The following is a 12,402-nucleotide window of genomic DNA, read 5'->3' on the forward strand; positions in this document are numbered from 1 at the left end:
GTACGGCCGTCAGCCCATGAACTTCTTGAACTCGTCCGGCAGCTCGAACTCCTCGCCGCCCTGCTGGGGCAGCCCGAACGCGTTCCCGCCCTGCGCGGCGGCCTCGCGGCGCTGGGCCTCCTCCAGCTCCTGCTGCTTGCGCTTCATCGGGTTGCCGGAGCGCTGCTTGCCCTTGGCCTTCTTCTGCTGCTTCTTCTGCCGGCCGGGGCCGCCGCCCATGCCCGGGATGCCCGGCATGCCCGGCATGCCGCCGCCCTGGGCCATCCGGGACATCATCTTGCGGGCCTCGAAGAACCGCTCGACCAGGTTCTTCACCGCGCTGACCTCGACGCCGGAACCCTTGGCGATACGGGCGCGGCGGGAGCCGTTGATGATCGTCGGGTCCTGGCGCTCGCCCGGGGTCATCGACTTGATGATCGCGGCGGTGCGGTCCACGTCGCGCTCGTCGATGTTCTGGATCTGCTCCTTGATCTGGCCCATGCCCGGGAGCATGCCGAGCAGCTTGGAGATGGAACCCATCTTGCGGACCTGCTCCATCTGGGCCAGGAAGTCGTCCAGGGTGAAGTCCTGGCCCTTCTTGGACGCCAGCTTCGAGGCCATCTTGGCGGCCTCTTCCTGGCTGAAGGTCTTCTCCGCCTGCTCGATCAGGGTGAGCAGGTCACCCATGTCGAGGATGCGGGAAGCCATCCGGTCCGGGTGGAACGCGTCGAAGTCGTCCAGCTTCTCGCCGTTCGACGCGAACATGATCGGCTTGCCGGTGATCTGCCGGATCGACAGGGCGGCACCACCGCGGGCGTCGCCGTCGAGCTTGGACAGCACCACGCCGTCGAAGCCGACGCCGTCGCGGAAGGCCTCGGCGGTGTTGACCGCGTCCTGACCGATCATCGCGTCGACGACGAAGAGGATCTCGTCCGGGGAGACGGCGTCGCGGATGTCCGCGGCCTGCTGCATCATCTCCTGGTCGATGCCGAGGCGGCCGGCGGTGTCCACGATCACGATGTCGTGGACCTTGGACTTCGCGAACTCGATGGAGTCCTTGGCGACCTTCACCGGGTCGCCGACGCCGTTGCCCGGCTCCGGGGCGTAGACGGCCACGCCCGCGCGCTCGGCGACGACGCTGAGCTGGTTGACCGCGTTGGGGCGCTGGAGGTCACAGGCGACCAGCAGCGGGGAGTGGCCCTGCTCCTTGAGCCAGCGTCCGAGCTTGCCCGCGAGGGTGGTCTTACCGGCACCCTGGAGACCCGCGAGCATGATCACGGTGGGCGGCTGCTTGGCGAAGCGCAGGCGCCGGGTCTCGCCACCGAGGATGGTCACGAGCTCGTCGTTGACGATCTTCAGGACCTGCTGGGCGGGATTCAGGGCCTTGGAGACCTCGGCGCCGAGCGCGCGCTCCTTGACGTTCTTGATGAACGTGCGCACGACAGGAAGGGCCACGTCCGCTTCGAGGAGCGCGATGCGGATCTCGCGTGCCGTGGCGTCGATGTCCGCCTCGGACAACCTGCCCTTGCCGCGGAGGTTTTTGAAAGTCGCGCTGAGGCGGTCGGAGAGGGTATCGAACACGGTGGCGTCGGTCCTCGGGGTCGGAGTGGTCTGGGCTGCCCTCCAGGGTATCCGGCCCGGCGGGGCATCAGACCCCGCCCGCCGCATTCGGCGTGGGTCACCCCGGGCGCAGTGCCTCCTCCAGCCCTCGCGCGACCGTCCGCGCGTCCGCCGCCGGCAGCGGCTCCCCCGTGCCCGTCGTGACGTAGAAGGCGTCGACCGCGTTGGCGCCCAGCGTGCTCACGTGCATGCTGCGCACGCGTACGCCCGCCTTCTCCAGGGCGGTGCCGATGCGGTGCAGCAGGCCGGGGGCGTCCTGGGCGCGGACCTCGATCACGGTGGCGTGGTGGGAGGCGGCGGGGGCCACGCCGACCCGGGGCGGCGGGGCCGCGGTGCCGCGGCGCCGCGGATAGGCGGCGTCCCGTTCGGCGAGGCGGCCGGCGATGTCCAGGGAGCCGTCGAGGGCGCGGACGAGGTCGGCGCGCAGGCGGGTCGCCTCGGGCAGCGAGCCGTACTCGGCGGCCACCCGCCAGTCGAGCAGCAGCACCGCGCCGTCGCCCTCCTCGTCGCCCATCCCTTCGGGCAGGCGCAGGGTGCGCAGCTCGGCGGTGCGCACGGTGAGCCGGTGCACGGCGAGCACCCCGGCGACCGCGGGCAGCACCGCGGCCTGGTCGGGTACGGCGATGAGCAGCTCGACGCCGAGCGGCTCGGGCGCGCCGGGCGGCTCCTCGGCGGGGAGCGGCTCGGTGCGGGCGCGCAGGGCGAGGACCGGGCCGCCGGTGCGGACGGCCTCGACGGCCAGCCGTTCCTGTTCGGCGGTGGGGGCGGCGGGCGCGGGCTCGTCCGGTACGTCGCCGGCGAGCAGGGCGGCGACGCGGCGGACCAGGTCGGCGACCAGGGAGCCGCGCCAGGCGGACCAAGCGGCCGGTCCGGTGGCGAGGGCGTCCGCCTCGGTGAGGGCGGCCAGCAGCTCCAGGGTGGCCTGGCTGCCGACCGCCTCGGCGACCGAGCGGACGGTGGCGGGATCGTCCAGGTCACGGCGGGTGGCGGTGTCGACCAGCAGGAGGTGGTGACGGACCAGCGTGCCCAGTACGGCGGTGTCGGCGGGGTCGAAGCCGATCCGGGCGGCCACGTCCCTGGCGATGATCTCGCCGGCCACCGAGTGGTCGCCGGGCCAGCCCTTGCCCATGTCGTGCAGCAGGGCGGCGACCAGGAGCAGGTCGGGGCGGCCCACGCGCCGGGTGAGCGCGGCGGCGCGGACGGCGGTCTCGATCAGGTGGCGGTCGACGGTCCAGACGTGGACGGCGTTGCGCTGGGGGCGGCAGCGGACCCGTTCCCAGTCCGGCAGCAGCCTGCTGATCAGGCCCTCCGCCTCCAGTGCCTCCCAGACCTCGACGGTGGGGCGGCCGGAACCGAGCAGGGTGACCAGCAGCTCGCGGGCCTCGGCGGGCCAGGGCGTGGGCAGGGGGCGGGCGGTGGCCAGGCGCCGTACGGCGTGCGGGGAGAGCGGGAGGCCGGCCTGGGCTGCGGCGGCCGCGGCGCGCAGCGGGAGCACGGGGTCGCGCTCGGGGCGCGCGGCACGGGCGAGCACCACCTCGCCGTCCTGTTCGACCACGCCCTCGGCCAGCGGGGAGCGCTCGGCGGCCGGCTTTCCGCCCAGCATGGCGCGCAGGCGCGGGCGGACGGCGCGCGATCGCAGCACGCGCCCTACTTCACGCCAGGTGACGTCACCGGCGTACGAGACGACCCGCGCTGCCTCGTAGACCTGCCGCAGCAGGGCGTCCGCGTCGAGCAGGCCCAGCCCGGCGGCGACCTCGTCCTGTTCCTGGAGCGCGAGCCGGTCGGTGGCGCGGCCGGTGGCCAGGTGGAGCGCGTCGCGCACGTCGAGCAGGCTCCGGCGGGCCTCGGCGAGGCCCTCGCGCGGGGCGTCGGCGAGCCAGGAGGCGGCGACGGCGCGCAGCGCGGTGGCGTCGCGCAGCCCGCCCCTGGCCTCCTTGAGGTCGGGTTCCAGGAGGTACCTCAACTCGCCGTGCCGCTCGGCCCGTTCGTCGCACAGCTCCCGCAGTTCGGGCAGGCGCCGCGGGGCCTGGTCGCGCCAGTCGGCGAGGACGGCGGTGCGCAGGGCGGCGGTCAGGGCGGGATCGCCGGCGAGGTGGCGCGCGTCCAGCAGGCCGAGCTGGACCTTCAGGTCCTCGCCGGCCGTCCGGCGGGCCTCGGCGAGGGTGCGCACGGAGTGGTCGAGGGCGAGGCCGAGGTCCCAGACCGGGTACCAGAGGTGGTCGGCGAGGGCGGCGACGGCGGCCGTGTCGGAGCCGTCGTGCAACAGCAGGAGGTCGAGGTCGCTGCGCGGGGACAGCTCGCCGCGGCCGTAGCCGCCGACGGCGACGAGGCTGACGCCCCGGGCCCGGCCGGCCCCGCCGGTGAAGAGGGCGGCGAGCCAGTCGTCGGTCAGTCCGGCGAGGGCGGCGCGGCGCGCGGGCCCGGGGCGCGCCCCCTCGGTGAGGAGGCGCAGCCGTGCCGCCGCGTAACCGCCGGGTCCGGTGTCCTCGGCCCGTGTCCGCATCTCGTCACCCGTCACAGCGCCTCCTGTTTCCCTGGCCCGCTGCCGTCTCAGAGCGCGTCCGGGCCGCGCTCGCCGGTGCGCACCCGTACGGCGGTCTCGACCGGGACCGACCAGACCTTGCCGTCGCCGATCTTGCCGGTGCGGGCCGCCTTGACGAGGGTCTCGATCAGCTGTTCGGCATCGTCGTCCTCGGTCAGCACCTCGATGCGGATCTTGGGCACCAGGTCGACGGTGTACTCCGCCCCGCGGTAGACCTCGGTGTGGCCCCGCTGGCGCCCGTAGCCGCTGGCCTCGGTGATCGTCAGCCCGTGGACGCCGAAGGCCTGGAGGGCCTCCTTGATCTCGTCGAGCCGGTAGGGCTTGACGACGGCCGTGATGAGCTTCATGCGTCCACCTTCCTGGTCTGCTTGCCGGTCTGCTGCCCGGCCCCGTTGTCGGTCTGCTTCCCGCTCCCCGCGCCGGCCGGGACGGCGGAGCCGAGGACGCCGCCGCCGGCGCCGCTGAAGTCGTAGGCGGTCTCGGCGTGCTGGGCGCGGTCGATGCCGGAGACCTCCTCGTCCTGGGTGACCCGCATGCCGAGGGTCTTGTCGAGGAGGAAGGCAAGGACGGCGGAGACGATCAGAGAGTAGGCGAGCACTCCGCCGACACCGGCGCACTGCTTCCACAGCTGGGTGAAGGAGTGGTCGCCGTAGAAGACGCCGGTGGCGGTGGACTGGCCCTTGCCGCTGGCGAAGAAGCCGACCAGCAGGGAGCCGATGATGCCGCCGACCATGTGGACCCCGACGACGTCCAGGGAGTCGTCGTAGCCGAAGCGGAACTTCAGTCCGACCGCCGAGGCGCAGGCGACACCGGCGATGGCGCCGACGGCGATCGCGCCGAGCGGGGTGACCGCGCCGCCGGAGGGGGTGATGGCGACGAGGCCCGCGACCGCGCCGGAGGCCGCGCCCAGGGAGGTGCAGGCGCCGTGCCGGACCTTCTCGTAGCCGAGCCAGGCGAGCATGGCGGCGGCGGTGGCGATCTGGGTGTTGACGAACATCAGCGGGCCGACGCCGTCGTCGTTGCCGAGCCAGGACCCGGCGTTGAAGCCGAACCAGCCGAACCACAGCAGGCCGGCGCCGAGCATGACCAGCGGCAGGCTGTGCGGGCGCATCGGGTCCTTCTTGAAGCCGACGCGCTTGCCGATGACGAGGATGACGCCGAGGGCCGCCGCACCAGCGTTGATGTGCACCGCCGTGCCGCCGGCGAAGTCGATCACGCCGAGCTTGTAGGCCCAGCCGCCGGTGCCCCAGACCCAGTGGGCCACCGGGAAGTAGACGAGGGTGACCCACAGCACGAGGAAGATCGTCCAGGCGCTGAACCGCACCCGGTCGGCGAGGGCGCCACTGATCAGGGCCGGTGTGATGATCGCGAACATCATCTGGAACACGGCGAAGACGAAGACCGGGATGGTGTAGCCCGGCCACAGGTCGGTCTTGCCTATGCCGGTCCAGCCGACGAAGCCGGAGGACCAGCCGATCAGCGAGCCGTGGTCCGTGCCGAAGCTCATGGAGAAGCCGTAGAGCACCCACAGGATGGTGACGGCACCCATGCTGATGAAGCTCATCATCAGCATGTTCAGGGTGCTCTTGACGCGGACCATGCCGCCGTAGAAGAAGGCGAGGCCCGGGGTCATGAGCAGGACCAGGGCGGATGCGATGAGCATGAAGCCGGTGTTGGCGGCCGACAGCTTGGGGGCGTCCGCCGCGAGCATGATGGCTGGGGCCATCGGCGTCTCCTCGTCGTATGGGTCGGCCCGCGCGGGTGGTGCCGCCGCGCTCCGGTCGGGCGAGGGGTGGGCCGGTTATGCGCCAGAGACTGACGCAGCGCGGTTTCGGCGGGAGCGCCCCGGTGTTTCACGGGGGTGACGAAGGCGTCCTGTGTGTTACGCGTGGGTGAAGCGCGGGTCCGGGCCGCCGGGCGTGGTCGCGGCGTCGACGGGCCGGCGGCGGACGTGGACGCGGTGGCCCCGGCGCCCACAGGCCGGCCGCGGCGCGGACCTCTCGATGACCTGGCGTTGGGGGAGCCGAGTCGGGCGGTTCGGGAGGTCCGGCCGCGGCCGGGGTTCGGGGGGCCGCCGGGGTCAGACGGCCTCGGCGTCCGGGAGGTCGACGGCGAGCTGTTCGGTCAGGTCGACCACGGCGGCGAGGTCGCCGTGGTCGCGCACGGCCGTGTCGACCGTCTTTCGGATACGGTTGTTCACCCGTTCGGAGCGGACCTTCTTGGCCACGGTCATGGCCCGCGAGGCGTACTCCGTGCCGGCCTCGGGCTCGCCCTGGAGCAGGTGCACGGTGGCCATGCCGATCAGGTTGAGCGCGTACGACCGCTGGTGCTCGCCGTCCTTGGCGAACAGCTCCACCGCCCGCCGCATCAGCGGCTCGGCGAGGGAGGCGTAGGCGGGGCTGCGGCCGGCGACATAGGCGAGGTCGCGGAAGGAGTGGGAGTTCTCCGCGTACAGCTCGGCCTCGGAGAAGAAGCGGATCCAGTCGGGGTCCGGCTCGTCCCACTCCTCGGCGTCGGCGAAGGTGTCCTCGGCCATCCGGACCGCGCGCTTGGTCCGGCCGGGCTGGCCCATGTTGGCGTAGGCGCGGGCCTCCATCGCATACAGCATCGCCTGGGTGCGCGGGCTCGCGCAGTCGCGGCTGCCGTACTGCGCGAGGTGGATCAGCTCCAGGGCGTCGTCGGGCCGGCCCAGGTGGATCATCTGGCGGCTCATGCTGGAGAGGATGTACGAGCCGAGCGGCCGGTCGCCCGCCTCCTTGGCGGCGTGCAGGGCGAGGACGAAGCACTTCTGCGCGGTGGGCTGGAGGCCGACGTCGTACGACATCCAGCCGGCCAGTTCCGCCAGCTCGGCGGCGACCTTGAAGAGCTTGCGGGTGGTGGTCCCGGGCTGGGGCTCCTGGAGCAGGTCGGTGACCTCGTGCAGCTGGCCGACGACGGCCTTGCGGCGCAGGCCGCCGCCGCACTGGGCGTCCCACTGGCGGAACATCCGGGTGGTCGACTCCAGCAGTTCCAGCTCCGGCTTGGACAGGCGGCCGGGCCTGCGGGAGTCGAGCGGGGAGTCGGGCTCGGGCACGGCGGGGGCGCCGGGGGTGGGCACCAGCCAGCGCTGCATGGGCTCGATCAGGGAGGGGCCCGCGGACAGGGCCAGGGAGCTGCCGAGGAAGCCGCGCCGGGCGAGCATCAGGTCGCTGCGGGAGAACTCGCCGAGCAGAGCGACGGTCTGCGGGCCGGTCCAGGGCAGGTCGACGCTGGACGTGGACGGCGAGGGACGGGCGGCGCGCAGGCCCAGGTCCTCGATGGAGACCACACAGCCGAAGCGCTCGGAGAACAGCTCGGAGAGGATGCGCGGGATCGGCTCGCGCGGGTTCTCGCCGTCCAGCCAGCGGCGTACGCGGGAGGTGTCGGTGGAGATGTGGTTGGCGCCCAACTGGCGGGCCCTGCGGTTCACTTGGCGGGCCAGCTCGCCCTTGGACCAGCTGCTGCGCACGAACCACGAGCCGAGCAGCTCATTGGGGCGCTTGTCAGCGTTCGTCCCACTACCGCCGTTGCCGCCCACTGGAACGCCCCCATTCCCGAGACCTCTTGTCGCCTGAGTGCGCCAAGCCTTATCAGAATGCCGGTAAATACGGTTCGCCGTCTCGCGGTTCTCACCCTTCGAACGGGCTGTCGAAATGCCTCCGGCATACCCACGGACGCATGTGCCCGAGGCTTCTGCGTACTCACAGTAATCCCACGATCACCGGCTGAGCCACGGGGATCACAGAAACGCCACCATTCGCCACCCCTTCAAGTGAACTCACTGCCCGCCACACACGATTCACTTGACATAGGACGAACGGAAGTAGGCGGAGTGGTGCACGCAGGGGCGCATGTATTCCGGTACACCACCCGACACGCTTCAAGGCGCCACCTTGGCCCCCTGACCCGGAGGGAAGGCGGAGCCGTAGCGTTACGTTCCGCTTCCGTCTCGTTCCGTGTCGTAACCACCGGCGCGCTGGACCCGTTGGAGGGGGCATGGGCTTCACGATCGGCGGCATTCGCGAGATCCGCTCCGGCTCGCGTCGGCGTGGCCGGGCCGCGGAGTGCACCACCGTCGCCGAGTTCACCGGCCTGTGGGGCTGGGACGTGGTGCCGGGGGCGAGGGCCGCGGCGGGCGTCTGCTCCTGCGGGCACCCCGGGTGTCCGGAGCCGGGCGCGCATCCGCTGGAGTTCGCGCCCGAGGTACCGGCCGGCGCCACCCTGGACGAGGTGACCAAGGCCTGGGCGGAGTTCCCGGGGGCCTCGGTGCTGCTGCCGGTGGGCCGCGCCTTCGACGTCGTGGAGGTCTGCGAGCAGGCCGGGCGCCGGGCCCTGGTCCGGCTGGAGCGAATGGGCCTGCCGCTCGGTCCGGTGGCCGTCACCCCCGAGGGGCGCGCCCACTTCTTCGTGGCGGCCGGCGCCGCCGCCGAGCTGCCCCGGCTGCTCTACCGCATGGGCTGGGACGACCCGCGCGCCCTGGACCTGCGCGGCCTCGGCCCCGGTACGTTCATCACCGCGCCGCCCTCCGACCGGGGCGGCCTGGGCCCGGTGCGCTGGCTGCGTCCGCCCGCGCTGGACTGCGCGAGTCGCCCCCCGGCGGCCCGGCTGCTGCTGGGCACGCTGGCGTACGTGGCACACCGCTCACGGGCGCGGGACTGAGCGCGCCCGCGGCGCCGGAAAAGCGAAGTGCCCGTCCTCGACTGCACCTTGAGGGCGGGCACTTCTTCATGAGGTGGTAACGCGGCTACGGTCAGTCTCCGATCAGCGCGTCCACGAACGCCTCCGGCTCGAACGGCGCCAGGTCGTCCGCGCCCTCGCCGAGCCCGATCAGCTTCACCGGGACGCCCAGCTCGCGCTGGACCGCCACCACGATGCCGCCCTTGGCGGTGCCGTCCAGCTTGGTCAGCACGATGCCGGTGATGTCCACGACCTCGGCGAACACCCGGGCCTGCACCAGACCGTTCTGGCCGGTGGTGGCGTCCAGGACCAGCAGCACCTCGTCCAGCGGCGCGTGCTTCTCGACCACGCGCTTGACCTTGCCCAGCTCGTCCATCAGGCCGGTCTTGGTGTGCAGTCGCCCGGCGGTGTCGATGAGGACGACGTCGACCCCCATCTCCTTGCCTTCCTTGACCGCGTCGAAGGCCACGGAGGCGGGGTCGCCGCCCTCCGGACCGCGCACGGTGTAGGCGCCGACCCGCTCGCCCCAGGTCTGGAGCTGGTCGGCGGCGGCGGCACGGAAGGTGTCGGCGGCGCCCAGCACCACGCTGCGGCCGTCGGCGACCAGGACGCGGGCGAGCTTGCCGGTGGTGGTGGTCTTGCCGGTGCCGTTGACCCCGACGACCATCACGATGCCGGGCTTGCGGTCGGCGGGCTCGGTCTTCACGGTGCGGTCGGCATCGGTGCCGACCAGCTTGAGCAGCTCCTCGCGGAGCAGGCCGCGCAGCTCCGCGGGAGTGCGGGTGCCGAGGACCTTGACGCGCTGGCGCAGGCCCTCGACCAGCTCCTGGGTCGGCTGCACACCGACGTCGGCGGTGAGCAGGGTGTCCTCGATCTCCTCCCAGGTGTCCTCGTCCAGGTGCTCGCGCGACAGCAGCGTGAGCAGTCCCTTGCCGAGGGCGTTCTGGGAGCGGGACAGGCGGGTGCGGAGCCGGACCAGCCGGCCCGCGGTGGGCTCCGGGATCTCGATCTCGGGAGCCTCGACGGGGGCGGGAGGCTCTTCTACGACGACCGGCGGGCCGCCTGGGAGATCCACCTCCTCGATCGTCCGGCGCGGTTCGTCGCGCGGCGTCTCGGCCTCTTCGCCGACGTGCGGCTCGGCCGGGGGCGCGGTGATGTCGGGCGCCTTCGGGGGCGGCGGGGGCAGCGACTTCCGGCGTCGGGTGCCCACGATCAGCCCGCCGAGCGCGCCGAGCACGACCACGGCGATGACTACAGCAAGGATGACGGTTTCCATAACGCGTCCAGTATCGGCCATGGGGTACTCCGTCACCGGGCTTGTGACTTCCTCCGAGAGACAAACGCCACGTAAAGCGAGGAGTCGGAGCAAAGTACGATGGTCGCGGCTCCGTTGACGCGCGTAGAGTCCGACCGTCCCACTTCCCCCCACTTGCGTAGGCCCTCCCCCATGAGCAAAACCGTCGAGACCGAAGGCGCTCTCGAGACCCGTGGCATCGAGCAGGTCCCGGATCACGAGCGGACCGGCCGGACCCGTGAGCTGTTTCCCACCTGGGTCGGCGCCAACATCAGCGTGCTGCTGCTGACGATGGGCGCGAGCCTCGTCGTGGCGTACCACCTGAACATCTGGCAGGCGCTGGTCGTCGCGGTGGCGGCGCCCGTCGTGTCGTACGGTCTCGTCGGTCTGATCGGCATCGCCGGCAAGCGGGGCGGGGCGCCGGGCATGGCGCTGTCGCGCGCGGTGTTCGGGCAGCGGGGCAATCTGCTGCCGGGGTCGCTGATCTGGGTGGCGCGCTGGGGCTGGGAGACGATCAACGCGGTGACCGGCGCCTACGCCATGCTCACCATTCTCGACATCCTGTTCGGCATCAAGGCGAACAGCGTGCTGGACATGGTGACGCTGCTGGCGTTCGTCGTGGCGACGTTCGCGATCTCCGGGCTCGGCATCAACGCCGTGCAGAAGTGCAACAAGTACGCCACGTATTTCTTCGGCGTCTTCTCGGTGCTGGTGCTGGTGTACCTGGCGGTGAAGACGGACTGGGCGCGGGTCGCGCACCACAGCGCCGGTTCGACGGCCTCGGTGATCACCGGTATCGGCATGATCGCGGCCGGCGGCGTCAGCTGGATCCCGACCGCGCCGGACTTCACCCGCTACCTGCCGCGCACGGCCTCCTCGAAGGCGATCGTGGGCACGGCGGTCGGCGGCGCCGGTGTGGTCGTGCTGCCGATGGTGCTGATGGGCGCGGTGATGGCGGTGTCCACGCCGGACCTGGCGTCGGCCGCCGACCCGGTGTCCTTCCTCGGCAAGATCCTGCCGACGTGGATCGCGGTGCCGTACCTGTTCATCGCGCTGGTGGGCATGCTGCTGATCAACTCGATGTCGATGTACTCGGCGGGCTTCACCGCACAGACCCTCGGGTTCAAGGTGCCGCGGCACTGGGCGGTGTCGGTCAACGCCGTGATCTCGCTGGTGTTCGGCGGGGTGCTGATGCTGGTGGCGACGAGCTTCATGGGCTCCTTCATCGCCTTCCTGTCGCTGCTGGCGGTCGCGTTCTCGGCGTGGGTCGGCGTGTTCGGCGCGGACATGCTGCGCCGTACGGAGTACGACGGCCGGGCGATGGCCGACACGACCCGTGCCAGCGCCTACTGGTACAAGGGCGGCTTCTCCCCCGCCGCCGTGGCTTCCTGGGCGATCGGCCTGGTCGGGGGCCTGCTGTTCACCACCTCGGACTGGTTCACCGGCCCGCTGGCGAAGAACAACGTCATCGGCGAGTACGGCCTGGGCTGGGTGGCCACCATCGTGATCTCGGCGGCGCTGTACCTGGCCCTTCCGAAGCCCCCGGTGGCCACGCGGTCCCACCTCCCCTCCGACCTCCCCGAGCCGGCCCCGACGGGGGTCTGACACCGGACCGGGCCCGGAACGCCCACGGCACCCGGCCCGCGCACGTCACCTCGCGTCCCCCTCCACCACGCCTGGCGGAGGGGGACTCGTCATGCCCGTCACGGTCGTTCGTCGCGACCCGGCCGCGCAGGGGCACGGCGCCGTGCGGACCGGAGGACGCCACGGCGTCGCGGACGGCCGGCTGCCGTCGCCGTTCGCGTTCGCGGTGCCCGGGGCCACGCGGAGCGTCCCGGTGACCGTGCCGACGGCGATCGGACCGCCGCACGGCCCGCCGCGGCCGGCCGAGGAGATTCGCCGACGAGGAGTTCACCACCGGGAGCGCCGCGCCGGGTACGGCACCGCGGGCCGGATCACGATGCCGCCGCCGCGGCCGCCCTGCCGCACCTCGCCGAGGCCCCGGCCGCGCCCGGGCGGCGTGCCGCCCGGCGTCTCCTGCGCGAGGCCCGCGCCTTCGCCGTGCCCCGTCCCCACCCGGGACCAGATACCGGGCGCAAGACCCGGACACCCTGGGCCGCGCCCGCGCGCGGGCGCCCTGCCCTTCGCGGAGGGGTGGCGCAGCCCGCGGCCGTTCGCGCAGCGGGTGGTGCCGGCGCCGGCGGAGCGAGCCGGGAAACGCCTCCGCCCCCGGACGGCGGTGGCCGTACCGGGGGCGGAGGGAGATGCGAGG

Annotated in this window: 9 protein-coding genes; 2 read left to right on the top strand and 7 right to left on the bottom strand. The window is 72.6% G+C overall.

The window, feature by feature from the left end; all coding sequences use genetic code 11:
- Positions 1-9: 9 nt before the first annotated feature.
- The 5 genes from ffh to HZZ00_RS29255 form a co-directional block, all read right to left on the bottom strand.
- On the bottom strand, positions 10-1,560 hold the full coding sequence (gene ffh, locus HZZ00_RS29235) for a signal recognition particle protein (protein WP_180329227.1): 1,551 nt from the start codon (positions 1,558-1,560) through the stop codon (positions 10-12).
- 97 nt (positions 1,561-1,657) lie between these two features.
- Entirely contained in the window at positions 1,658-4,102 is a 2,445-nt protein-coding gene (locus HZZ00_RS29240) for a [protein-PII] uridylyltransferase (protein WP_374028569.1), read from the bottom strand.
- Between the two features lie 47 nt (positions 4,103-4,149).
- Complete coding sequence (locus tag HZZ00_RS29245) at positions 4,150-4,488, bottom strand: P-II family nitrogen regulator (RefSeq protein WP_180329229.1); 339 nt, start codon at positions 4,486-4,488, stop codon at positions 4,150-4,152.
- Positions 4,485-5,867, bottom strand: coding sequence for an ammonium transporter (locus HZZ00_RS29250; protein ID WP_180329230.1), 1,383 nt, complete (start codon positions 5,865-5,867; stop codon positions 4,485-4,487). The genes HZZ00_RS29245 and HZZ00_RS29250 overlap by 4 nt, the downstream gene beginning before the upstream one ends.
- Before the next feature lie 354 nt (positions 5,868-6,221).
- Positions 6,222-7,697, bottom strand: coding sequence for a hypothetical protein (locus tag HZZ00_RS29255; protein WP_180329231.1), 1,476 nt, complete (start codon positions 7,695-7,697; stop codon positions 6,222-6,224).
- A gap of 458 nt (positions 7,698-8,155) precedes the next feature.
- Here HZZ00_RS29255 and HZZ00_RS29260 point away from each other — a divergent pair, with 458 nt between their 5' ends.
- A complete protein-coding gene (locus HZZ00_RS29260) occupies positions 8,156-8,818 on the top strand; it encodes a bifunctional DNA primase/polymerase (RefSeq protein ID WP_180329232.1) in 663 nt (220 codons plus the stop codon).
- 91 nt (positions 8,819-8,909) lie between these two features.
- Here HZZ00_RS29260 and ftsY read toward each other — a convergent pair whose 3' ends face one another.
- Positions 8,910-10,112 (bottom strand): signal recognition particle-docking protein FtsY, encoded by a 1,203-nt coding sequence (gene ftsY / locus HZZ00_RS29265; protein WP_180329233.1) that lies wholly within the window; start codon positions 10,110-10,112, stop codon positions 8,910-8,912.
- 171 nt (positions 10,113-10,283) lie between these two features.
- Here ftsY and HZZ00_RS29270 point away from each other — a divergent pair, with 171 nt between their 5' ends.
- The gene (locus HZZ00_RS29270; protein ID WP_180329234.1) at positions 10,284-11,735 is read left to right on the top strand and encodes a cytosine permease; all 1,452 of its coding nucleotides are present in this window, start codon (positions 10,284-10,286) and stop codon (positions 11,733-11,735) included.
- A gap of 306 nt (positions 11,736-12,041) precedes the next feature.
- On the opposite strand, the gene HZZ00_RS29275 is transcribed toward HZZ00_RS29270, so the two are convergent.
- Complete coding sequence (locus HZZ00_RS29275; RefSeq protein WP_180329235.1) at positions 12,042-12,206, bottom strand: hypothetical protein; 165 nt, start codon at positions 12,204-12,206, stop codon at positions 12,042-12,044.
- Between the last annotated feature and the right edge of the window lie 196 nt (positions 12,207-12,402).

This window comes from Streptomyces sp. NEAU-sy36 (assembly GCF_013423905.1).
Lineage (GTDB): Bacteria > Actinomycetota > Actinomycetes > Streptomycetales > Streptomycetaceae > Streptomyces > Streptomyces misionensis.